Origin of the sequence: Psychromicrobium xiongbiense (assembly GCF_030271165.1) — a bacterium.
Classification (GTDB): domain Bacteria; phylum Actinomycetota; class Actinomycetes; order Actinomycetales; family Micrococcaceae; genus Renibacterium; species Renibacterium xiongbiense.
On the sequence record NZ_JASSZH010000001.1, the window covers coordinates 51,983 to 75,302 of the forward strand.

The following is a 23,320-nucleotide window of genomic DNA, read 5'->3' on the forward strand; positions in this document are numbered from 1 at the left end:
TCGGGGCTCGCTGGTAGGTTGGGAGCACTTGCCCTGAGGGGAAGTATGTAACGCCTCTGCGCAAGGAGAACAGGACAGCGATGCCACCCGTGACCAAGGAAGCTCAGCGTGCCGAGCTACACAAGACGATCTGGCGGATTGCGAATGACCTTCGTGGTTCGGTGGATGGCTGGGACTTCAAGTCTTATGTTCTGGGGATGCTCTTTTACCGGTTCATCTCCGAGAATCTCGCTGCTTATCTCAGTGACCTTGAACACCAGGCCGGGGTCGTGGACTTCGACTACACCCTGCTCTCCGATGGCGATGCGGAGTTCGGTCGCATGGACACAGTGGAGGAGAAGGGCTTCTTCATCCTTCCCTCTGAGCTGTTTGTCAATGTCCGCGCGCGTGCTGCCACCGATGAGAACCTGAATGAGACTCTCGACCGGGTCTTCCGGAACATCGAGGGCTCAGCTATTGGTGCCGATAGTGAAGATGACATTAAGGGTCTTTTCGACGACATCGACATTAACTCCAATAAACTCGGCTCCACAGTTGCGCAGCGTAACCAGCGGCTCCGGAAGCTGTTTGACGCGATTGGTGATCTCGACCTCGGCGACTTCGCGAATCATGAGATCGACGCGTTCGGGGACGCTTACGAATACCTGATGCAGATGTACGCGGCAGCCGCGGGCAAATCCGGTGGCGAGTACTACACTCCGCAAGAAGTCTCTGAGCTGCTGGCCCGAATCACCGTGGTAGGCAAGACCGAGGTGAACAAGGTTTATGACCCGGCTTGTGGTTCGGGATCGTTGCTGCTGAAGTTCGCCAAGGTCCTCGGCAAGGACGGCGTCCGGCGCGGGTACTACGGCCAGGAGATCAACCTGACCACGTACAACCTCGCCAGAATCAACATGTTTCTGCACGACGTCCCCTATGAGCTCTTCGATATAGCCCACGGTGACACGCTGCTGAACCCGGCGCACTGGGACGACGAGCCGTTCGACGCGATCGTGTCCAATCCGCCCTACTCAATCAAGTGGGACGGCGACGCTAACCCGCTGCTGATCAATGACCCGCGGTTTGCGCCGGCCGGCGTTCTCGCGCCAAAGTCGAAGGCCGACCTGGCATTCACGATGCACATTTTGTCCTGGCTCGCCGTGAACGGCACAGCCGCGATCGTTGAGTTCCCTGGCATCCTCTACAGGGGTGGGGCAGAGGCGAAGATTCGCAAGTACCTGATCGACAACAACTACGTCGACGCGGTCATCCAGCTCCCGCCGGACCTGTTCTTCGGCACCACCATTGCAACCTGCATCCTCGTGCTCAAGAAGTCCAAGAAGAGCAACGATGTCCTGTTCATCGATGCTTCAGCGGAGTTCACCCGAGTCGGTAACAAGAACAAGCTCACCGGACCTCACCGCCAGAAGATTCTCGACGCTTTTATCAAGCGTGAGGACATCGATCACTTCGCCAAGGTCGTGGCGAACACGGAGATCGCCGAGCGTGACTACTTGATCTCTGTTTCCTCCTACGTCGACGGCGAAGACACCCGTGAAGCCGTTGACATCACTACCCTGAACGCAGAGATCGCCCGGATCGTTGCCCGCCAGGCCGAGCTTCGCATAGCCATTGACGTCATTGTGGCCGATCTGGAGGGTGTTTCGTGAGTATCGATCGATTCGGAGTCCCTGACAGCGTTTTCGGGACACACGACGAAGACTTTTACAGTGCGATCGGTCGAATCGCGGGCCTCTCCGCCCTGATTGAGCATCAGACCTTTATGATCTACCAGACGATGATGAACCTGCCGCAGAACGCGGATACTCAGCTCGGCGCGGGCCAACTCATTGAGAAGGCCTGCAAAGCGCTGGCCCCGGTCGGCGAGGACGAAAACAAGAAGATCCTGTTCCAATACTTCACGGACGTTGAGACCGCCCTGCGCAAGCGCAATGATTACATTCACAACCTCTGGCCTGCGCAGCCGGGGGACCAGTTCTTTGGATGGCGGCCGAACCGTGACAAGGAAACTCGTGTGGATCAGCCGTATCTCGCCACGCAGACGAACATGGACGAGTTCAAAGCCTCTATCTTGACACTTGTTGAGCTCGTCCAGCGACGGGACAGGGCCTACGTTTCAGCTTGCGCTCTGCAGGAGCTCAAGCTGCGCGTAGGGGCGATGTTATGAGCCACGTTGACGATCTGATCAAGGAACTGGCGCCGAACGGGGTCCAGTTCAAGCTACTCGGTGACATCGCCAAGCTTGTCCGTGGCAACGGCATGCCGAAGTCCGACCTCACAGACGAAGGAGTCGGCGCGATTCACTACGGCCAGATCTACACCCGCTACGGAACGTGGGCGACCAGCACTTTCTCCTACGTTGCTCCAGATACCGCGGTGAAGCTAGCTAAAGCGGACCCGGGCGACATCATCATCACCAACACCAGTGAGAACCTCGAAGATGTCGGCAAAGCCGTCGCCTGGCTTGGTATCGAAGAGATTGTCACTGGCGGGCACGCCACCGTGATCAGACATGACCAGGACCCGAAGTTCCTCTCGTACTGGTTTCAGTCCGAGTCGTTTTTCAGTCAGAAGAGGGCACTCGCGACCGGTACCAAGGTCATCGATGTCTCGGCGAAGCAGCTCGCAAAAGTTCGAGTTCCGGTGCCGCCTCTCGAGGTGCAGCGGGAGATCGTGAGAATCTTGGATCACTTTACTGAGCTGGAGGCTGAGCTGGAGGCTGAGCTGGAGGCTGAGCTGGAGGCTCGGCGAGTTCAGCATGCCTTCTACTGGGCGTCGGTGCTTGCATCAACACAGGAGTGGGTACGTACTGAACTTGGTGAAATCGCAGAGATCTTCGATGGTCCACATGCAACGCCGAAGAAGACCGCCACTGGGCCATGGTATTTGAGTATTTCTTCGTTGAAGAATGGTCGATTTGATCTCAGCGAGTCTGCACACCTCGGTGTCGACGAATATCCGAAGTGGACGCGCCGGGTTACTCCCGAGGTCGGCGACACGATGTTCTCATACGAAACTCGTTTGGGCCAGGCGGCCTATTGGGACAGAGACGAGCCTGCTGCTCTCGGGCGTCGAATGGGATTGCTTCGACCTCGAAGGGACAAAGTTGACCCGCGCTTCCTGACCCTCTTGTACTTGGGACCAGAGTTCCAGCAGACGGTCAAAATGATGACTGTTCAGGGTTCGACCGTAGACCGGATCCCTATCGCGGGAATGGCGTCATGGAAAGTAGCGATTCCTTCGCTCTCTGAGCAGAAGCGAATTGTGGGAATCCTTGATGGCTTCGATGCGTTGGTGAACGACCTCAGCACTGGTCTCCCAGCCGAGTTGAACGCACGTCGTCAGCAGTATGCGTATTACCGTGACAAGCTCCTGACGTTCCAGGAGGCCACGGCATGAGTGACATCGCCGTGCGCCGTTACGAGCCGATCGCAGTCTCCTCTGAGTCGACTGTCGTTGCTGAGTTCATTCCTGACAGCACGGGTGCTGCTGCGTATCAGTCGGAGGCGGATCTTGAGCGGGAGTTTATCCGGCTGCTGCAGGGGCAGGCCTATGAATACCTGACGATTCATTCCGAGGCGGACCTGCTGGCGAACCTCCGGACTCAGCTCGAGGCGTTGAACGGCCTGTCGTTCTCGGATGCTGAGTGGGATCGATTGTTGGCGGAGTACATCGCCGGGGCCAACGACGGTCCAGTGGAGAAGACTGTCCGTATTCAGGAGAACCACATCCACGCGTTCAAGCGGGACGACGGGTCGACGAAGAACATTGCGCTGCTGGATAAGAAGAACATCCACAACAACCGGCTGCAGGTAATCAACCAGTACGAGATCGCCAAGGGGGAGGGCGGTGCGGCCCGCTCCAACCGGTACGACGTCACCGTGCTGGTGAACGGTCTGCCGCTGGTGCATATCGAGCTGAAACGCCGCGGGGTGGATATCCGTGAGGCCTTCAACCAGATCGACCGCTACCAGCGGGACAGTTTCTGGGCTGGTAGCGGCCTGTTCGATTACGTTCAGCTCTTCGTGATCAGCAACGGCACACTGACGAAGTACTACAGCAACACCACCCGTCGTCAGCACATCGATGACGACACCGGGCGTAAGCGGGTGAAGAAGACGAGCAACTCGTTCGAGTTCACCTCATGGTGGGCCGACGCCGCGAACACCCCGATCACGGATCTCGCCGGGTTCACGAAGACATTTTTCGCCAAGCACGCGCTGCTGGCCATCCTGACCCGCTACTGCGTGCTGACCGCCGATCGGATGCTCATGGTGATGCGCCCGTACCAGATCGTGGCGACCGAGCGGATCCTGCAGAAGATCGAGATCTCCACCAACTACAAGCGGCTCGGCACGATCGCCGCGGGCGGGTATGTGTGGCACACCACTGGGTCTGGGAAGACCCTGACCTCCTTCAAGACCGCTCAGCTGACGTCGCGGCTGCCGAGCGTGGACAAGGTGCTGTTCGTCGTCGACCGCAAGGACCTTGACTATCAGACCATGCGTGAGTACGACAAGTTCGAGAAGGGCGCCGCCAACTCGAACACCTCCACAGCTGTTTTGAAGCGTCAGCTGGAGGATCCTGGGTCCAACATCATCATCACGACGATCCAGAAGCTCTCCACGTTCATCAACGCGAACAAGGGTCATTCGATCTACGACGGCCACGTGGTGCTGATCTTCGATGAGTGTCACCGTTCCCAGTTCGGTGACATGCATACTGCCATCACGAAGGCGTTCAAGCGGTACAACCTCTTCGGCTTTACCGGGACCCCGATCTTCGCCGAGAACGCGGGGTCCGGTGGGAACCCGCAGTTGAAGACCACGGAGCAGGCGTTCGGCGAGAAACTGCACACCTACACCATCGTGGATGCGATCAACGACAAGAACGTACTGCCGTTCCGCATCGACTACGTCAACACCGTCAAACTGCCTGAGGGCATCACGGACAAACAGGTCAGCGGCATCGATGCCGAGACAGCGTTGCTCGACAAGGAACGGATCCGCCAGGTCACGGCCTACATCCTTGAGCACTTCGAGCAGAAGACCCGCCGGTCCAACCACTACGCGCATACACGGGTATCCAACGTCGCGGCGGTCGCCGCTGGTCGGAACCGGGTCAGCGAAGTCAAAGCAAGCACCCGGGTCAGCGGCTTCAATGCGTTGTTTGCGACGGCGTCGATCGACGCCGCGAAGCGTTACTACAACGCCTTCGCTATTGCGCAGCAGGATCTGCCCGAATCCGCGCGGCTAAAGGTCGGCCTGATCTACTCCTTCGCCGCAAACGAGGCGGAGGGCGATGACTACCTCGACGAGGAGGGTTTCGATACCGACGCGCTCGATACCTCGTCGCGGGGTTTCCTGGAGGATGCGATCCAGGACTACAACGACCTCTTCGGTACCAGCTACGACACCTCGGCAGACAAGTTCCAGAACTACTACAAGGACCTCTCGCTCCGGTTGAAGAATCGCGAGATCGATCTCGTCATAGTGGTGAACATGTTCCTCACTGGGTTCGATGCGACCACGATGAACACGCTCTGGGTGGACAAGAATCTGCGCTCCCACGGCTTGATCCAGGCGTACTCGCGCACGAACCGGATCCTGAACTCGGTCAAGACCTATGGCAACATCGTCAGCTTCCGTGACCTGGAGCAGCAGACCAACGATGCCATCGCCCTGTTCGGCAACAAGAACGCCCAAGGCGTGGTGCTGTTGAAGCCCTACCGGGAGTACTACGCGGACTATGCCGAGAAGATCACCGAGCTGCTTGACCGGTTCCCGCTCGGCCGACCGATTATCGGGGAACAGGCGCAGAAGGACTTCATCGCCCTCTTCGGTGCGATCCTGCGGCTGCAGAACATCCTGACCTCGTTCGACGACTTCGAGGGCAACGAGATTCTCACTGAACGGCAGATGCAGGACTACCGCAGCATTTACCTCGACCTCTACGCTGAGTTCCGCAAGGACAAGGCTGCGGACAAAGAACGGATCAACGACGACGTCGTGTTCGAGATCGAGCTGATCAAGCAGGTTGAGATCAACGTTGACTACATTCTCTTGCTGGTCCAGAAATATCGCGACGAACGCGGCGACGGACGAGATAAGGAAATCCGCGCTGAAATCGCTCGGGCAGTCGATTCCAGCCCGAGCCTGCGGAACAAGAAGGACCTCATCGAGGCCTTCGTCGACAAGGTCTCCGCGACCGGCGCCGTCGACGAAGAATGGAACGCCTTCGTCGCCACCCAGCGCACCGCCGAGATTGACCGCATCATCGATGAGGAGAACCTCCGGCCCGACGAGACTCGCGAGTTCGTTGACCGGGCCTTCCGCGATGGCAGCATCCAGACCACCGGCACCGCGATCACCAAGGTACTCCCGCCCGCATCCCGCTTCGCTGGCGGTGGAGGTCACAGTGAGAAGAAGCAGCGTGTTCTCGCCAAGCTCGGCGAGTACTTCGAGCGATTCTTTGGGCTGGCTGCCGAAAGGGGCGAAAAATAGGATGACCCGCCCTTGGGAGGATATCGCCGCTTCACTCGAGTCATTACTCACTGGGCCAACATCAGAACAGCGTTTCTTGGCTTCTGCGCTCAAGATCAAGCTTGCCGAAGACGTTCCGGCCTTTGTAGCGGCTGCGATTCTCGGTGACAGCGTAGCGCCCGCAATCATGCGCCCGCGGTCTCGCCGCGAGCCGAATGTTGACGATCTTGAACGGATCGAAGCCGAACTCGACATCGACCCCGCACCTGTTACAGGAGAAACTTCGGCCGAAGTGGTCTCGGCGTGGATCGGGGCACGGTACATCGAGAAACGGTTGCGCGGCCTTCGTGTACTCCAGCCGGAGGAGGGCGACATTGTGAGAACGCTCGGATCGAAATCGGACCTCATGCTGATCTCCAGCGTAGACGGACGCGGCAGGGTTCACATGAAAGGTGGACGCGGACTGAGCGCATGGCCGGACAACCTGCAATTTGTGGCTCGTCGCGGACTCTCTGACGATTACGACGCTCTGGCTGCTGAGGTAGCCAACCGATTAAAGAACGAAAAGTCCGACTACGGGCCAAATTCGCTGCTCCTCGATAAGATCAAGCGATATCGGCTCGACACCATCCGTCCCCGCGCGGCGGCTTTGCACGAGCTCGAAGATCTCCTCGATGCTGGCGACGGCAGCGAAGGTCCGTTACAGAAACTCATCGAGCGCCATCCGCAGCTCCTCGCGGGGCTCGTGCTCGGTAACAACGGAACGTACGTGATCCCCCAGCAAGCACTAGGGGCTGAGTTTCGTGCCGACTTCCTGGTGCTTGGGATCAACAGCATCGGGCCGCAATGGGTGTTGGTCGAACTTGAGGCGTCGAAGCACCGCTTGCACAACAAGGACGAGTCCTTGACGAGCGCGGTCCGGCACGCGGTCGGTCAGATTCAGGAGTGGCGCGAGTGGCTAACGAGCAACGTCGTGTATGCACAGCAGGAGCTCGGGCTGCATGGTTTGACCAACAAAGCTCATGGACTCGTGGTCATCGGCCGCGCGGGTCCGACAGTGCTCCGAGACCCAGTGCGTAGCCAAGTACGGGAGCAGCAGGACATTCAGATTCATAGTTGGGATTGGATCCTGCGTCAGGCCCGGCAGCTAGCCGATGGCGCGTTCCCAGCCGCTGTCTACGCGGAGGGTATTGCGAGTGCCGAAACGGCGGAGGAACTGATCGGATGAGTGCTCTTTTTGAGGTTCGAAATGGGTCAACCGATCGGTGGATGCAAGCTGGATTCGACGCGCTCTTCAGGGTGCGTGCTGGAGGCTTTGTGTGATGTCAGCTATTTTCGACGAGCGCCAGCGACGGATCGCGGATTGGCTGACCGAGAAGACCCCGGATCTTGCGGGGATGTACCAAGTGGCGGTCCGGCAGCTGAACGAACAGCCTGCTGCTGGTCAGGAGCGAACGCGAGTTTCTTACATCTGCCATTCCATGCGGGAAGTGATGAACCGCGTGCCGGATGTTGCCGGATCGAGTGCGATTCCCCGGATGAAGCCGCCAACAGGCGGCCAGGTCCAGAGGCTCCCAGATCTCCTCACTCGGCACCCTGATCTTTCGCTCGAGAGCCAGTCCGACTCCGTTATTATTCCGCGCGAGGTTGCAGCGGTGTTTGACAAGCTGATCAAGACCGCTGTCCACGAGAAGCGGCGCAGCCGGGATGTGGTTGCATCGGTGCTCACCGACGACGGCAATGCCCAGGCACATGCAGTCGAGCGTTGGATCGATTCCAGAGGCTTCTTTGTACGATGGACCCATCTTTCTGATCAAGCGGATGCTCCAGCCGAACTCCCCGACGACGATGAGATCCGTCGCCATGTGGCCGTCTTCGATGAGCTGTTCGATGGGGTGATCACGGCATTCTTCACCCTCCGCCGTCAAGTCGATGACCTCCTGGCTGAGTTCAACGCCGAAGTCGAGGAGGACGCTGGTGCCTAGGTTTAAGGAGCCCACCGGGGAAGTCGTCCGCGACCTCCTGGTCAAAATCCCGACGCTCCAGCTCAGGCGAGTCTTTTACGAGGGACTGAAGAATCCTCTCTGGGTCAAGCCGCTGGCAGCAGCAGGGGCGTTTGTTGCGCCGCCAGATCCTGTAACATCCGATGACGGTTACTTCCGGGACGTCTATTGGCCGGAGATCGAATACCTCACCCGAGTTGCTCCAGCGGTGCCAGCAGACGTCGTTGACATTCTGCTAACTCTCGCAACCAGCAGGAACGCATGGGTCAGACGCGCAGTCTTCGAGATAGGTGCAAAGATACCTGCGTCTCAGGGAACCAGACTCAAGCCCCTCCTTGAGTCTTGGAAAACGACCGGGTTCGGCTGGCGGACCGATCCTCGAGACCTCGTTTCCTTCGCGGTGACGCTACTCGAGGGAGGCGAGACCAAGACCGGCAGGTGGCTCGCTAACGAACTCTTCGCACCTCGGCCCCCCGAGGGTGCAGATGCACTCCTGAAGACGCCGACGGTCGAACTCGAAGAGTACTGGTACGTTCTCGAACTCCCGCGCGTTGTCGACGCGCTTGGCGATGACGCGCTCAGCGCTACAGCCGGTTGGCTCGTGGCATATGCGAAGAGCTTGGGCCTGGTCAGCGACGATCATGACGCAAGCGGAATGATTCGACCAATGATCAGCGAACGCGACCTGTCTCATCGCGGAGTAGCTGACGCCCTCGTCGAGGCAGTACGTGACCTCGCCATCGCTGGTCTGCGTGAGGATCCTGATGGGGCGGCTAAGGCACTCCTGTGGTCAGGTGTAAATCTTCTGCGCAAGCTGGCCATCTACGCGGTTGCCGTCGCTATCGATCGTGAGAGTTCGACTGGCGATGTTGTTCCGGCTTTGATCGAGCTATCCAAGCGTCTCCTGAGCGATGAGACGCCCGATGATGACCACCTGCGCCCCGAATATGCCCAACTCGCACAAACTTTGGCACGGATCAGCCCTGACGATCTTGAAGTGATCAGATCCTTCATCGACAAGGTCTATGCCGGTGACCTGGCTTGGATGCGTGAGCATTCAGCCAACTCGGGTGACGACGAACCGACGCCCGAAGACGAGATCAGAGCACGCGCAGAACGATACAGGCATCAATGGTTGGCAGCGATTGGTGCTGACGCCCTGCCTGTCGCTCTTCGTGAAGAACTCGCCGAGCTTGACGCTCGGCTGGGAAGCATTGAGTCGCCGAACGAGCCCATCGGACGAGTCACGAGCTGGAGCGGACCAAACGCGTTCAGCAGCCAAGACGAGATGGCATCAATGAGCCCGGTTGAGCTGGTCGCGCATCTTGCCAGTTGGCACGATACCGGTGACGGATGGGGCCCCGGACCCTCGCACGAGGGTCAGGGACGTGAACTTTCCGCGCTACTCACAACGCAGCCGGGCGCAATATCTGGCGTTCCGGATCTTGTCCGAGTTCTGAGACCAACCTATTTACGCGCGGTCCTTCAGGGGTGGAGCGCTGCATTGCGGGCTGATCAGGCACTGGAATGGGAAGCGGCTGCAGAACTTGTTCATGACGTGTTGGCTCATTCCTACGAATCAGACTTTCCGGTAGAGGGGCGAGACCTCGACGATGACAAAGACTTCCGCTGGTCGAAACGGGCAGCGATCGATCTACTAGAGGAACTCCTCAAGAGGCGAGAGAACATCGTTATTCCACAGGAGTTTTTTGGGCGCTTCGCCGATCTACTCCTAGATGACGTCGCGGACGAAGTGCCGTGGATGGATTATGAAGCCGCGGAACGCGGAAGTGAGGTTTGGGGTGCGCTCACGATGTCGCTCAACTGGACATGGCCTCGTCGGCTCGGCGGGCTCGTTCTCATAGCCACGAACGATCAGGATGCGCCAAGAGCGACCAAGGCGTTAGCAGCCTTGGAGAAGGAGCTCGCGAGGAACGACCCACACGGGGCCAGCCGGGCAGTGTTAGGGGGGAACCTCGGACGCCTGTTTGCGAGACAGCCGGAGTGGCTCAAGGCACACCTCGACGAATACTTTGGAACGACTGATTCGGTGTCACGCGAGCAGCAGCTTGCCTTGACAACCGCGCTTGCAGTTCATTACTGCCATCGTGATCTCTATGAGTTGCTGACTGGCTCGATGACTGGCGCAATTACCGTCGGCGATGAGTTGGTCAGCGGATTGCGACTTGACGGTAAACCGCTGCAGAAAATCGGTGAGTGGATCATCAATGCACTGATCTTCGGGTACTCGTTGTTGACCGATTCGCTGCCACAGGCCTTTTTCACCCAGGTTGACGCGGAGGTTCGTGGCGAGGCTTTGGGGGCGATTGCCTGGGGCTTTTCCCGGTCAGATCGCGTGGATGAGGGCATACGGGATCGCTTTGCGATGCTCTGGGACGAGCGAATCCGTCACGTCCGCGAGAACTCTGCTGATCGAGCAGAGCTAAACGGCATCTCCTGGTGTGCGAAGGGGAGTCAGTTTGCCCGCGAGTGGTGGCTCCCCCGTCTTCGGGAATCGCTCGAGCTGGATCCTGCTGTCGCCAGTGCACGATACATAATCGGTACGGAACTTGCCCGGGCTTCTTCCGCTGATGCCTTGGGTTCGCTTGCAGTCCTCAAATTGCTGGTCGCAGCAGGCGAGGACAAAGACACTGGCGTTCTGACATTCGATCTTGGCCCTCATGTGCTGCCTATCGTAATCGCCAACGCGATCTCTTCCGGTGACGCAGCGACGAAGCACGAGGGGGAGACTCTCATGAATGAGCTTGGAGCCAGAGGCAACCTCACCCTGGAGTCGGAGGTTCAGTCGGTGATCGACGGATCGATCACACCGAGCGATATTCCAGATGACTAGCCTCGCGCTCTTCCATGAGTGTCTCTCGTGCGGACTCCGCGCTCCCGCAGGTAAGTCAGCACCGTGTGTGCCGTGAATCCGACTCGCTTGCCGATCCGCTCCAGCGACAGCCCTGACTCGTACAGCCGGACCATCTCATCGATCTGTGCCTCGGTTGGGGGGGAGTACGCCGGAGTAAGACCTCGGCGTCCTTGAGCTTCCTTCTGACCGTGGTGCGGTTGCACTTGAACTCCTCAGCGAGCTCACAGACTGTGGCGCCAGCCTGGTACCGCGCGATGAGTTGCTCAGCCTCTCGTGAGGTGAGCCGTTTTTGCACTTGACGAGACACGGGCTCCGGCTCATAGTAACTGGCGGTACCGGGGCCATCAGACCTCTGGTCATCGCCGCTACCCAGGGTATGCACGTAGGCGCGAACCATCCGACCTCTGTTAGGAATTTTTTACATCAGGGTCGGTCAGGCCAACCTAGATCCGATATGCGAACACCTCGGGCACGGTTCATGCAGTCAGAGTCGCAGTGGACTCATCTCGCAATTTGCGACGCCCAGATACTCATCGCCCGGACCGATGAGGGTTCGGCTGAGCAAAGAGTTGTTCATCTGCTTCCGCGCATATGACGCCGCGCGGGGGTCCGACCCAGCCCGGCGCATCCTGATATGATTGCGTATACGCAAATAGTGAAAGGTGAAGCTATGGAAGCGGCAACGATCGTCAAGCGCGTACGCGCGCTCAGCGGTATCACCCGCAAGGAGCTCGCCGAACTCGCTGGCCTCTCACCCTCGACGATCGGGCGGATCGAGCAGGGCGCACTGGACCCAACGTGGGGGACGCTTTCGCGTGTCTTGGAGGCGACCGGCTACCGAATCAACGGGGACACCGTCGTCTCCGCGGGTGACCAGACGGCGATTATCGCCGCCCGCCCGGTGCTGGAATCGCTGCTTGCGCCTGCGGCGGCTATGGTGGATGCGTTCGTGCCCACGACGGAGGCGCTCCAGCAGGCTGCCGGTTCTGTCGTCGACCAGTGGCTGAGCCGGTGGGCTCGCGCGGGCTGGCTGTCCGATCGAGCGGATGCCGACGATGCGGTGAGCGTCGCGGTCGCTGCAGGCAACGCCGGCAAGATCGCCCGTCGCAACGTCGTTCGCCGCAACGTCGCCGCTCCCGACGGCTGGCGTGATCTTGCGCGAAGGCTGGAGGACGAGGGTATCGACTATGCCGTATCCGGGCTTGTTGCCGCCCGCCGCGATCGAGCCACCGCTACAGCGATGACCCCAGTGATTTACGTTGACGACCCGGCTCTGGCGGTGACCAGGCTCGGTCTGGAGGAAGCCGCGCCGGGCCGTGGTGTGTTGCTGCTCGCTCCCGGGGGTGACGAGATCACGCGCGTTGAGGTCGATGGCGGCATCCGGTTCGTCTCCCGTGTACAGGGAGTGCTCGACGCCTTTGCGGGTTCCGGGCGTGAACCTGACAAGGCAGAGGACACGCTCCGCTCCCTGCTGGCCGTGCCCGCATGATCCCTGACTTCGGCAACCTCGAGATTGAGATCATCACCTCGCGTCGCGCGCTCATCGACGTCATCAGTGGCCTTGCCGACCAGCGTGAGGCACTCACCGTGCTCGGTGGCCATGCGGTCATCGAAGTCACTCAGGGCGTCCCTGAGCTCCCGCCGGACGACACCACGCGCGACGGTGACCTCGGCGTCACCCCGCAGCTGCTCAGCGACACCCCGAACCTCAGCGCCCGCATGACCGAGCTCGGCTACGAAGCCGCACGCTCTGAGCGCCCCGGAGTATGGTCCCCGGTGTCGCAGCGCGACCGCAGCATCCACGACCGTGACAGCGTCGATCTCATCGCTCCGATGTCGCTTGCCCGGGCCGACCTCACTACTAGCCGAAGCATCCGCGCCGCCCGCGTCGGCGCCCGCGTCGGCGCCCACGGCAAACGCGCCGTCTCCGCGACCCGCGGCACTGAGCTCAGCGTCATCGATCGCCAATGGCGCACGCTCCGCTCCTTCGATGGCGGACCGACCGTCGATGCCTACGTTGCTGGTCCGTCGGCGCTGCTCTGCGCGAAAGCGTACAAGCTCCACGACCGGCTCGACCCGACCGAACTGCGCCGCAACGCGGACCGGCTGCGCCCGAAAGACTTTGCCGACCTGTATCGGCTTCTCCTGGTTGTCACACCTGAGGAAACGGCAGCCGTCTTCACCCTGGGGATCGCCGACCTGAAGATTGGCGAGGCCGTTGCGCTCGGCCGCGACTATCTCATTGAGATTCTCGTCGACGCTTCGACCGTCGCCAGCATGGTTGCCGATGCTTGGGGTGACACCTCACGCGAGGCTGAGTTCCACGCACATGTCGACAGCTGGCGCCGCAGGTTTGTCGTCCAGCCGTCGCCGACGAGCTGACCGACCATGGCGGGGCGGGTGTCTGCCTGAAGTGCTCATCAGGCTCGCGACCTCCCCGGTCTGGGAAGCAGCACATGGTCAGCCCAGCAACTCTGCGGCCGTATCAACATCCCGCCCGTCGGCCAGATCTCCGCACTCCACCAGCTCAACCCCATGACTGCGCAGGTAGGCCTTTCCGCCCTCGTCTCCGGCCAGCGAGGCCGCGAAATCGGCCCAGTGCTCGCGCCCGATGACGACCGGATGCCCCGGGACGCCGTCGTACGCGGCCCGGCGGATGGTCATCGGCGTGGCCCAGGCGGCCACCCGGGACACCACCTCGGCGCGCAACCCGGGCAGGTCCACCAGAGTGATCACCACGGCATCGCACACGTGGGGGGACACCGCGGCAAGCTCCGCCATCCCGGCCCGTAGCGAGGCACCCATACCCTCGGCCCAGTCCGGGGCAATGACGTGGCGGACCCGTGGATCAGACGGCAACAGCTCGATGGCGGCCGCAGCCTCAGCCCCCAGAACGGCGATGACCGGCTCACAGCCGGCAGCCAGGAGCAACCCCACGGCACCGGCGAGCCACGGTAGGCCGTCGGCGCCACGCACCAACGCCTTCGGTCGCCCCATCCGGCGACCGGCACCCGCGGCCAGCACCAGGCCAGCTGCGCGCGTCGAAGCGACTGACCCCGGAGCCGCCCAACTGTCCATCGTCATCCCTATAGTTAACTGCACAGGTAGTTGTCTTCATAGGCACGAACCCCCGGAGGAGCACGGATGTCTGAGCCATTGATCGATGCCGAGCGGTTGCGCGAGCATCTGCCTACCGCTCTGGCCGTTCCGCGGTGGGTCGATGATGTGGTGGCCGGTGCCCCGTACCGCTCGCTGGCAGATCTCGTCTCGACGGCAACCCTTCTGGCGACGCCGCTCACTCGGCGGGAGATCGACCAGGCCCTGGCGCACCACCCGAGGATCGGCGAGCGTCCGGTCGGCGAAGGTGCTGCGCAGGCGTTCTCCCGACGCGAACAGGCCTCCGAAGACGCAGAAGACCCGGTGGTCGCAGCCGCCATTGCGGAGGGAAACCGGGCCTACGAGCAGCGCTTCGACCGGGTGTTCCTGATCCGCGCAGCGGGGCGGAGCCGGGCGGAGATCCTCGCCGAGCTGAACCGTCGGCTCCAACTGAGCGATGAAGAAGACCTGGCCGTGGTCGCTGAACAACTGCGGCAGATCGCCATCCTCCGGATCCGCTCGATGTTCGGCACAGAAACATCAGGCACCCAAGCAGATGCTCAGTCTCCGGTCACAGCGGCCACGAGCGTCGTGACCACCCACGTCCTTGACGCGGCACTCGGCCAACCCGCGCGTGGTGTTCCGGTGCAGCTGCAGCGCCGGTTCGGCACCGAGTGGGTCACCCTCGCGTCATCGGTGACCAACGATGACGGCCGGGTCGCGCCCTTCGGCCCGGCAAGCCTTGAATCGGGCCGTTACCGGGTGGTCTTCGATACCGCCGCCTACTTCGCCACGCAGGGCCAGAACGCGTTCTACCCCGAAGTCACTGTGGTGTTCGAGCTGGCCGAGCCGGAGGGCCACTATCACGTGCCGCTACTGCTGAGCCCTTTCGCCTACTCCACCTACCGGGGCAGTTAGTAGTCCGTACGCGCGGAGTTCGCGAGCCAGGCGTCGAACGGCTCGGCCGCATTCTCCGGGCGGGCGGACTCGACCAGCGTCGGCCAGGTGCTTCGATCCCGGGTAAACAGCTCGTAGAACTCGAGGTCGTCGAATCCGCCACGGGCGGCATCGTGCCGATCAGCTGCGAAGACCACCCGGTCGAGGCGTGCCCAGAGCGACGCTGAGACGCACAGCGGGCACGGCTCGCAGGAGGTGTACAGCGTGGCCCCGGCCAGGGAAAAAGTGCCGAGCGAGGCGCAGGCGGCCCGGATCGCCTGAACCTCGGCATGGGCCGTCGGATCGTTGTCCCGGGTGACCCGGTTCTGCCCGAGCGCCAGCAACTCGTCTCCTCGGGTGATCAGCGCGCCGAACGGTCCGCCACCCTCGGCCACATTGGCGACGGCGAGTTCCACTGTGCGAGCCAGCCAGCGCTCGTCGGATGAGGTGCTCATGCCAGGCCTGCCGATGCGTGCCAGGCCTCGCCGGCGTCGGGCGCATCCTCACGCAGGATCGTCGCCTCGATCAGGCCGTAGGGGCGATCCGCCGCAAAGAACACCTCCCCGGGATTCTCCAGCCCGAAGGGGCTGAAATCGATCAGGAAGTGATGCTTATTCGGTGCCACCAGACGAATCTCCGCAACCTCGGGATGCGCATCGAGCACCGCCGTTCCCATATGCCACAAGGTCTGCTGCAGGGCCAGCGACTGCAGCGTGGCGAACTCCTTCACCATCACGGCCCTGATGCTGGTGTACGCCGCCTCCCAGTCGACGTCGACCGAGCTGAAGCGCCACTTCGCGACGATCGACGTCGCCATCACCCGGTCGTGGGTTTCCGGTAACGTCGTGTACTCGTCCTTGAGGAATCCGGCGAACTCCGAGCCGGTCGACTTGAGGATGACCAGATCCTTCACTCCACCGATCACCTGGGCGCGCTGATCGACGCCCTTTCCTTCGATCGTGATGGCGGCGGTGCGCACCTCGGGTCCGGTGCGCAGCCAGGTGTGGTCATGCTCGACGCCGTCCACCGTGGCCCGCTGCCAGCTGTACTCCTCGATCTCAATCCGGGCGCCCGTCACCGGCGCCACATCGTCGACGAAGTGCCGGGCCAGCGTGAGCCCGAAGTCCTCAATCGAGCCGAGGCCATGCTCCTTGGCGAAGGCATAGGCGGTGTTCTTCTGAGTGTCGGTCGGCAGCACCGCGGACTGATCGCCCGTCAGATACGCCTCGTCAAAGGCTCCGCGCAGGGCGGTGGTGACATTGACATCCCTGATCTCGTGCCGCGGGGCGTCGCGGTAAATCCGCACCAGACGTGTCTCCGCCTTGCCGTACTGGTGGTCTCCGAGGAGGTATCCCATGGTGTTCCTTTCAGTGGAGCTGTCGGTCGTCAGTGTCGATCTCAGCCCGGGAGCTTCGCAGAGGTCCAGGCGGCCCCATCCCGGCGGTACTCAATGCGGTTGCTCGGGCCCTCCGGATCGCCGCGCCAGAAGGTCACACGCCGTGGTACCACACGGTAGCCGACCCAGGTGGGCGGTGCTTCAAGGGTCTCTACGGGATGGGTGTCGCCGAAGGCGGCCCAGCGGTTGCGGCGTTCCTCATGGCTCAGCTGGGCGATGGTCACATCGTTCGCCCAGGCGAGCAGCTGCAGATACCGGGACCTGGCGGTGAACACGGCGGCTGCCTCTGCCGAGGAAGTCTGCTCCACGGTGCCCTGCACACTGATTTGGCGGCCGACCTCTGGCCAGACCAGCACCAGCGAAACCCGCGGGTTCAGCTCCAGATCGGCAGCTTTCCGGGAGCGGGCATCGGTATGGAAGTACAGCCCGGAGCCGTCGAAGGCGCTCAGCAGCACATTGCGGGAGTTGGGGTAGCCCTCGGGGTCGATCGTGCTCAGCGTCATCAGCGGGCGCAGCTCGCTGTCCGGATGCGGCAGCCACAGGCCGAGTAGTTCCATCGGGTCCGCCAGGACCTGGTCGATGTCCTCCAGATCCCGGCCGAAGGTGGCGGTCGAGGTGATCATGCGGAAACCACCGGTGCGGACGGCTGGAAGGCTGGTTGAAAGGCAGAGATTTCCTTCAGCGACGCCACCGCCTGTGCAACCGAGGACTCGAAGAGGAGCGCGCCGAACTCGGCGTTCGCCTGGGTGGCATCACCGACTACGCCTGCCGGTCCAAAATCGTTGCTCAGCCAGCCGAAGCTCACGGGCTTGCCGTTGAAACCGATGTACTCGAAGTCGGCCAGATGCTCGGGAACCCACCGATCTGCCAGATCGAGATCCACCAGATCCGGGCGCAGGTACATGATGATGGAGGTCTCGCTGGTGCCGCCGTGGATGCCAAGTCCCCGCTCATCCTCACCCTCGCCGTTCGGCGACTTCGTCATGACCAGCGAGGGCATCAGGAAGGTCTGCAGGCCGAACTGCCGGCGGATTTCCCGCAGCGCCACCTGCAGAAGGGCCACATTCCCGCCGTGACCGTTGAGGAAAACCAGCTTGGTGGCTCCGGTCGCTGCGACGGAGCGGCCGATGTCTACGACGGTCGCCATCATGGTCTCCCAACGAAGCCACATGGTGCCGGGCGCCCAACTGTGCTCATCGGACTTGGTGTAGCCCACGGTCGGCAGAATCCAGACGTCCAGGCCTTCCTCGGCCGCTCGGTCCACCGCGGCATTGCCGATGACATCCGCGAGCAGGTAGTCGGTGATCAGTGGAAGGTGCGGGCCGTGATGTTCGATGGCACCGGTCGGCACGACGACGATCGAGTCCGGCCCCATGGCAGCACCGGCGGCCGGACCGGAGAGCTCGGCGAGCTTGCGGCCGCTCACAGCTGGCTCCCGGTGAGGTCGACGCCGGCCCGCTTCAGTTTGCCAGGGTTGAGCAGGCCCTGCGGATCGGTCGTCTCGGCCAGCGCCGCCGTACGCTCAGGCTGGTAGTCCACGAACCACTGGTGGGGATTGTGATAGCCGACGCCCAGGGCGGCGAGTTTTTCGAAGCCCGCATACACCTCCTCCGGGCTCTCATAAACGCCAGCGATCATGCCGATCGGGCGATCACGCTGAGCCTCGATATGCAGCATTCCGCCCGGATACACGGCGTGAACCTCATCGATCCGGTCGACCAGCGCATCACCGGACACCTCGACGTGGAAGTAGGTGTTCGGATACGACTTCTGCAACCATTCGATGGGGTGGTTGTAGGACATCATAGAGATCTTCATCGAGGTCTGAGGGCCTTCACGTACATCGTCCACCCGGCCACCTGCAGCCTCCACGAGCGCCGTCGCCTCGGCCACCGTGGCCGCATCGAGGATCGCCCGCAGGCTGGCGCGGTCCGCCGGGATGCCCGGATCGTCCGGCAGCGCGTTGGCCAGGGTCGGCAGGTCCGCTGAGACCAGGCGCGGCGTCGGTTCCAGCTTCGCGAACTCACGGATCACCGACAGCGCCCCACCGAAATCGTCGAAGCTGGCAAAGAAGCCGCGCCAGTCCTGCAGCGGCTCCAGGGCGACCGTGGCCCGGGCGATGATGCCCGCCGTACCGTAGTTGTGGATATAGGGCTCGGCTGCCTCGCCTTCGACGTGCACCAGCGTGGCATCCGGAAGGGCATGGACCACGTCCAGGGCCAGGGCGAAGCCGGTGTGCAGCATGCCGTGCTTGATCGAGCCGGTGCCGCCGGAGCCGCCGGAAAGGAAGCCGCCGATCGAGGACTGTGCCGTCGAGGGGTACATCAGAATCTGCTGGCCAGCCTTGTTCGCGGCCTGTTCGAGCGCCACCATGGTGGCGCCGGCATCGGCCGTGATGAAGCCGTCACCGACCTCGACGATGGTGCGCGCCTTCGACATATCGAGGACCAGTCCGCCGCTCATAGGGATCGCCTGGCCGTAGTTTCCGGTGCCTTTGCCGCGCGGGGTGATCGGAACACCGTGCCGGACGGCGGCCGCAACCGTCTGTGCGATCTGCTCGGCCGTGGTGGGGTAGGCCACCAGATCGGCCAGGCCCAGCGGCAGCTGCTCACTGATCACCGGCGAAAGGTGCGATCCGTCGACCGAGGCCTTCTCACGGGCGGCGAGTTCGGTGCTGACCCCCCGATCACCGAGGAGGTCGCGGAGTTCAGCCTCCAGCGCTGCCACAGCAGAAGATGTCACAGCAGATGCCGATGTGGGGGAGCCGGCCAGGGCCGTGGTGGTGTCATTCATGAGAGTTCCTGTCGTTCCATAGCGCAGTGTTGTTCAGGGCGGTGCTGTCCGGCGCGGTCAGTGCATGACCATGCCGCCGGTGACGTTGACGGCCTGCCCGGTGAGGTACGCGGCATCGGGGGAGGCGAGGAAGGCGACCACGGAGGAGACGTCCTCCGGTTCCGCCAGCCGGCCCAGCGGCGAGTAGCTGGACCAGAGGGCTACATCCTCCGGGGTGCGGGTGTCCGCGCCCATCTCGGTGAGCACATAACCGGGGCAGAGGCAGTTGGCGGTGATACCGTGTGCGCCCAGTTCGAGCGCGGTGACGCGGGTCAGGGCGATCACCGCGGCCTTCGATGCCGCATAGTGGGCCTGGCCGGCACCGCCGGTCTTGCCTGCCATGCTGGCCAGGTTGATGATGGTGCCCCGGGTGCCGGACTCGATCATGGCCCTCGCGGCCACCTGGGTGGTCAGCAGCATCGGCCGGGTGTTGATCATGAACATGAGGTCCCAGTCCTCCGCAGAGATCTCCAGCAGCGGGGCGAAGCGCAGGATTCCCGCGTTGTTCACCAGGACGTCGATCCCACCGAGGGCGTCGATGGCGCCCGCCACGGCGCCCCGGGTCTGCTCCACATCGCTGAGATCCGCCCGGTGAAAGGTGCCACCGATCTCGGCGGCGAGTACGCCGCCGAGATCGGTCAGCCGGTCGATGACAGCGACCTGGGCGCCCTCGTGGCTGAGCCGGCGGCAGATGGCTGCGCCGATCCCGCGCGCCCCGCCGGTGACGACGACCCGCTTGCCCGTGAGCCGCTGATCTGTGAGCCGCGCAGCCGCCGTCATCGGTGAGTGATCCATCGTCTCTAGAAGCCGATCGTCTTGTCGATGAAATCGTTGGTGAAGATGTCCGCTGGCTTCAGGCCTGGCTTGGGAGCCGAGCCGGTCTTGGTGAAGAGCGGGGTGTCGATGTCGATGATCTTCTGAATGCGGGCCGCATCCATGGCTCCCATGTAGCTGTTGCCGCCGTTGGAGGCGATCTTGAGCTTCTTCATCTGCTCCACCGCGAACTCTGCGACCTTGTCGTCGTACACCCAGCCATTGTTGTAGGCGGTGACCAGCTGGGTGATCAGCGCGTTCGTGGCCGCAGGATTCTTGATGAAGTCGACGTCGGCCTGCTGCAGCACCGGCACCAGCTTCTTCAGGCACGGGGTCAGTTTCTGCAGATCCCCGGTGCGCACGGACATGGCTTCGGGGTAGATCGGGTAACCCGTGTCATTGATCAGCTGGAAAGCCACCGGCTTGCCCCAGGCCGGGACCTCATTCTGGTAGATGAACGGCTCGGCGGTGGCAAAGCCCTGCTGGCCGTCAGCGCCCTTGGCCGTCACGAATTTCGCCGGAGTGCCGTCGTAGCTGCCGTCGGTCTGTGCAGCCGGCAGGATGCCGGATCCCTGAAGGTAGCCCATGTACGCTGCGCCGTTGAAGTAGCGCACCACGCCGCCGTTGCCCTTGAGCTCCTTGGCCAGATCGGCGATCGTCTTGACGTTCGGGTACTTCGCCGGATCCCACATGATCATCTGCGGGGAGATGTCATTTTCGGCGAAAACTGCCGTGGTGGGCAGCGTGTTGGAGAGCTGGACGGCCTCATCGGTCGAGACATACGCCAGGGTGATCGACGTGTCCTTGTACAGTTCCGAGCTGACCGTCTGGTAGCCGATCGCCGGACCGCCGGACCGGATCTGAACCTTGACGCCGGTCGGCTTGCCCCCGGCGTAGAGATCACCGGTCACGGATTTCTGGTTGGCATCGATGGCGGGGTGCGGCCCCAGGAGCTGGTAGAGGTGGCCGTGATCGGCCTCAGGGTTCCAGTCGGTCTGAATGGTGACCGTCGCGGGGCAGACGCCGGAGAGGTCGACGCTGGCGCCGGTCGCGGCGGCGGCCGTGGGAGCAGCTGATCCGCCGGCAGAACAGGCGCTGAGGGCGAGGGCTGCAACGACGAGAAGACTGCCAATGGCAGTGGAACGTGCGGTGGTTCTGTGCATCGGTACTCCGTTTCGGGTGGGGGTGATGTGCGGGGGGACTGTGGGGGTGGCGCCGGATCAGCCGAAGTCGTACCACTTGCCGACGGCGAGTTTGCCGAGCAATCCGAAGAGGATGAACACGGCAACGCCGAGCAGGGAAGCCGTGATGATGGCGGCGAAGGTGCCCGGGCCGTTGAGGCGTGAGGTCGAGACCTGGATGAGCACGCCGAGGCCCGGTGTGCCACGCTGGAAGAACTGATCACCGACGATGGCGCCGATCACCGACAGGCCCGCGGCCGTGCGCAGGCCGACGAAGATCGAGGGCAGCGCGGCCGGGAACTGCAGCTTGCTCAGGGTGGTCCAGCGGCTGGCACCTTGGAGGATGAAGAGTTCCCGTTGCGAGCGGTCCACCGACTGCAGGCCGAACAGGGTGTTTGAGACCATCGGGAAGATCGCGATCATCACTGTCACGATCACACGGGAGAGGAATTCGTAGCCGAAGAGCGCACCGATCAGGGGTACGAGCGCCAGGATCGGGATGCACTGCAGGATGACGGCGTAGGGGTACAGCGAGCGTTCCGCCCATTTGGCTTGCGACATGACGATGGCCCAGAGGACGCCGATGATGATCGCCACCACGAGGCCGGTCAGCGCCACCATGGTGGAGTTCCCCAGATCCGCGACCAGCAGTGGGGTGAACAGCGGATCGGCGAACATCGCCTTCAGCACGAGGTGCGGATAGGGGACGAGGAAGGCCAGCTGTTGCGAGTCGTAGTAAGAGGCAACCCAGTACCACAGCGCCACGAGGACGGCGAAGACCGCGATCGGCTGCCACCAGCCGGCCTTGCGGAGGGCTCGTCCCAGGCCGGATCCCTTCAGCGGACGGGCAGCCGCTGCGGTCACAGCACTGACTGTTGCTGCGTCATCGGGCGCGGAGACTCTGCGGGGAGTCGCGATATCGGCCATCAGTGGTGCCCTTCTCTCAGTGCATGCGAGACCTGGCCCACCAGATCGCCGAACTCGGGGGTGAAACGGATATCCGGGTCCCGCGGCATGGGGAACGGAACGTCGAAGGTCGCGACGATCTCGCCGGGACGGCCCGACATGACGACCACTTTGGTGGAGAGATAGACCGCTTCGGAGACCGAATGGGTGATGAACAGCCCGGCGAACTGCCGCTCGACAAACAGCCGGAGCAGCTCATCGTTCAGCCGTTCCCGGGTGATCTCATCCAGCGCCCCGAACGGTTCATCGAAAAGGAACAGCTCCGGCCCCAGGGTCAGCGAGCGTGCCAGGGAGGCGCGCATCCGCATGCCACCGGAGAGTTGCTTGGGCAGATGCTTCTCGAAGCCATTCAGGCCCACCAGCTCGATGGCGTCCTTCGCGGCCGCGGCTCGCTCCTTCCGCGGGATGCCGTGGAGCTCGGCGAGCAACTGGACGTTGTCGGTGACCGAGCGCCAGGGCAACAACGTCGCATCCTGGAAGACGTAGCCGATCTTGTCCGTGCCCAGCGTCGCGGTTCCCTCCGAGGCGCTTTCCAGCCCCGAAGCGATGCGCAGCAGCGTGCTTTTGCCGCAACCGGAGGGGCCGACCACGGTGACGAACTCACCTCGGTTCACCGTGAGGTCGATGCCGTGCAGGGCGACGGTCCCGTTGGGGAAGGTCATGGCGACATGATGGAAGTCGAGCAGCGTCGAGGTCGTGGGGCTGGCGGCTGGGCGGGCATCTGTGACGGTCATGGACGG

At 62.5% G+C, this 23,320-nt stretch carries 21 protein-coding genes; 10 read left to right on the top strand and 11 right to left on the bottom strand.

Annotated elements, in window-relative coordinates; all coding sequences use genetic code 11:
• The first annotated feature begins 80 nt into the window (after positions 1–80).
• From QQM37_RS00295 to QQM37_RS00325, 7 genes are read left to right on the top strand one after another with little or no spacing between them, the layout of a single operon-like run.
• Positions 81–1,649: a type I restriction-modification system subunit M gene (locus tag QQM37_RS00295; protein WP_285723882.1), complete on the top strand. Its 1,569-nt coding sequence runs from the start codon at positions 81–83 to the stop codon at positions 1,647–1,649.
• Positions 1,646–2,167 carry a hypothetical protein gene (locus tag QQM37_RS00300; RefSeq protein ID WP_285723884.1) on the top strand — a complete coding sequence of 174 codons (522 nt, stop codon included), beginning with the start codon at positions 1,646–1,648 and terminating at the stop codon, positions 2,165–2,167. The genes QQM37_RS00295 and QQM37_RS00300 overlap by 4 nt, the downstream gene beginning before the upstream one ends.
• A complete protein-coding gene (locus QQM37_RS00305; protein ID WP_285723886.1) occupies positions 2,164–3,399 on the top strand; it encodes a restriction endonuclease subunit S in 1,236 nt (411 codons plus the stop codon). The genes QQM37_RS00300 and QQM37_RS00305 overlap by 4 nt, the downstream gene beginning before the upstream one ends.
• On the top strand, positions 3,396–6,503 hold the full coding sequence (locus QQM37_RS00310; RefSeq protein ID WP_285723888.1) for a type I restriction endonuclease subunit R: 3,108 nt from the start codon (positions 3,396–3,398) through the stop codon (positions 6,501–6,503). The genes QQM37_RS00305 and QQM37_RS00310 overlap by 4 nt, the downstream gene beginning before the upstream one ends.
• Position 6,504: 1 nt before the next feature.
• A complete protein-coding gene (locus QQM37_RS00315) occupies positions 6,505–7,710 on the top strand; it encodes a Shedu anti-phage system protein SduA domain-containing protein (RefSeq protein ID WP_285723890.1) in 1,206 nt (401 codons plus the stop codon).
• Between the two features lie 37 nt (positions 7,711–7,747).
• A complete protein-coding gene (locus tag QQM37_RS00320) occupies positions 7,748–8,467 on the top strand; it encodes a hypothetical protein (protein ID WP_285723892.1) in 720 nt (239 codons plus the stop codon).
• A complete protein-coding gene (locus QQM37_RS00325) occupies positions 8,415–11,339 on the top strand; it encodes a hypothetical protein (protein ID WP_285723895.1) in 2,925 nt (974 codons plus the stop codon). The genes QQM37_RS00320 and QQM37_RS00325 overlap by 53 nt, the downstream gene beginning before the upstream one ends.
• Before the next feature lie 55 nt (positions 11,340–11,394).
• Here QQM37_RS00325 and QQM37_RS14455 read toward each other — a convergent pair whose 3' ends face one another.
• Positions 11,395–11,757, bottom strand: coding sequence for a helix-turn-helix domain-containing protein (locus tag QQM37_RS14455; RefSeq protein ID WP_420030095.1), 363 nt, complete (start codon positions 11,755–11,757; stop codon positions 11,395–11,397).
• A gap of 273 nt (positions 11,758–12,030) precedes the next feature.
• Here QQM37_RS14455 and QQM37_RS00330 point away from each other — a divergent pair, with 273 nt between their 5' ends.
• On the top strand, positions 12,031–12,849 hold the full coding sequence (locus QQM37_RS00330) for a helix-turn-helix domain-containing protein (protein ID WP_285723897.1): 819 nt from the start codon (positions 12,031–12,033) through the stop codon (positions 12,847–12,849).
• Complete coding sequence (locus QQM37_RS00335) at positions 12,846–13,742, top strand: hypothetical protein (protein ID WP_285723898.1); 897 nt, start codon at positions 12,846–12,848, stop codon at positions 13,740–13,742. Before QQM37_RS00330 ends, QQM37_RS00335 begins: the two co-directional genes overlap by 4 nt.
• Before the next feature lie 78 nt (positions 13,743–13,820).
• On the opposite strand, the gene QQM37_RS00340 is transcribed toward QQM37_RS00335, so the two are convergent.
• Positions 13,821–14,444: a nucleotidyltransferase family protein gene (locus QQM37_RS00340; RefSeq protein WP_285723900.1), complete on the bottom strand. Its 624-nt coding sequence runs from the start codon at positions 14,442–14,444 to the stop codon at positions 13,821–13,823.
• A gap of 60 nt (positions 14,445–14,504) precedes the next feature.
• On the opposite strand from QQM37_RS00340, the gene uraD reads away from it, so the two are divergent.
• A complete protein-coding gene (uraD, locus tag QQM37_RS14400) occupies positions 14,505–15,374 on the top strand; it encodes a 2-oxo-4-hydroxy-4-carboxy-5-ureidoimidazoline decarboxylase (RefSeq protein ID WP_337250220.1) in 870 nt (289 codons plus the stop codon).
• On the opposite strand, the gene QQM37_RS00355 is transcribed toward uraD, so the two are convergent.
• The 9 genes from QQM37_RS00355 to QQM37_RS00395 are packed head-to-tail and all read right to left on the bottom strand — an operon-like array spanning position 15,371 to position 23,314.
• Complete coding sequence (locus QQM37_RS00355; RefSeq protein ID WP_285723902.1) at positions 15,371–15,847, bottom strand: nucleoside deaminase; 477 nt, start codon at positions 15,845–15,847, stop codon at positions 15,371–15,373. The two genes, uraD and QQM37_RS00355, sit on opposite strands and share 4 nt — an antisense overlap.
• The gene (pucL, locus tag QQM37_RS00360) at positions 15,844–16,749 is read right to left on the bottom strand and encodes a factor-independent urate hydroxylase (RefSeq protein WP_285723904.1); all 906 of its coding nucleotides are present in this window, start codon (positions 16,747–16,749) and stop codon (positions 15,844–15,846) included. The genes QQM37_RS00355 and pucL overlap by 4 nt, the downstream gene beginning before the upstream one ends.
• Positions 16,750–16,790: 41 nt before the next feature.
• Positions 16,791–17,411 carry a pyridoxine/pyridoxamine 5'-phosphate oxidase gene (locus tag QQM37_RS00365; RefSeq protein ID WP_285723906.1) on the bottom strand — a complete coding sequence of 207 codons (621 nt, stop codon included), beginning with the start codon at positions 17,409–17,411 and terminating at the stop codon, positions 16,791–16,793.
• Positions 17,408–18,214, bottom strand: a complete 807-nt coding sequence (locus tag QQM37_RS00370; protein ID WP_285723908.1) for a creatininase family protein — start codon at positions 18,212–18,214, stop codon at positions 17,408–17,410. The genes QQM37_RS00365 and QQM37_RS00370 overlap by 4 nt, the downstream gene beginning before the upstream one ends.
• The gene (locus tag QQM37_RS00375) at positions 18,211–19,581 is read right to left on the bottom strand and encodes an FAD-binding oxidoreductase (protein WP_285723910.1); all 1,371 of its coding nucleotides are present in this window, start codon (positions 19,579–19,581) and stop codon (positions 18,211–18,213) included. Before QQM37_RS00375 ends, QQM37_RS00370 begins: the two co-directional genes overlap by 4 nt.
• 57 nt (positions 19,582–19,638) lie before the next feature.
• Positions 19,639–20,400, bottom strand: a complete 762-nt coding sequence (locus QQM37_RS00380) for an SDR family NAD(P)-dependent oxidoreductase (RefSeq protein ID WP_285723912.1) — start codon at positions 20,398–20,400, stop codon at positions 19,639–19,641.
• A gap of 20 nt (positions 20,401–20,420) precedes the next feature.
• Positions 20,421–21,596 carry an ABC transporter substrate-binding protein gene (locus QQM37_RS00385; protein WP_285723914.1) on the bottom strand — a complete coding sequence of 392 codons (1,176 nt, stop codon included), beginning with the start codon at positions 21,594–21,596 and terminating at the stop codon, positions 20,421–20,423.
• A 57-nt stretch (positions 21,597–21,653) separates the two neighbouring features.
• Positions 21,654–22,541 carry an ABC transporter permease gene (locus tag QQM37_RS00390; RefSeq protein ID WP_285723916.1) on the bottom strand — a complete coding sequence of 296 codons (888 nt, stop codon included), beginning with the start codon at positions 22,539–22,541 and terminating at the stop codon, positions 21,654–21,656.
• Positions 22,541–23,314 (bottom strand): ABC transporter ATP-binding protein, encoded by a 774-nt coding sequence (locus tag QQM37_RS00395; protein ID WP_285723918.1) that lies wholly within the window; start codon positions 23,312–23,314, stop codon positions 22,541–22,543. Before QQM37_RS00395 ends, QQM37_RS00390 begins: the two co-directional genes overlap by 1 nt.
• Positions 23,315–23,320: the final 6 nt, after the last annotated feature.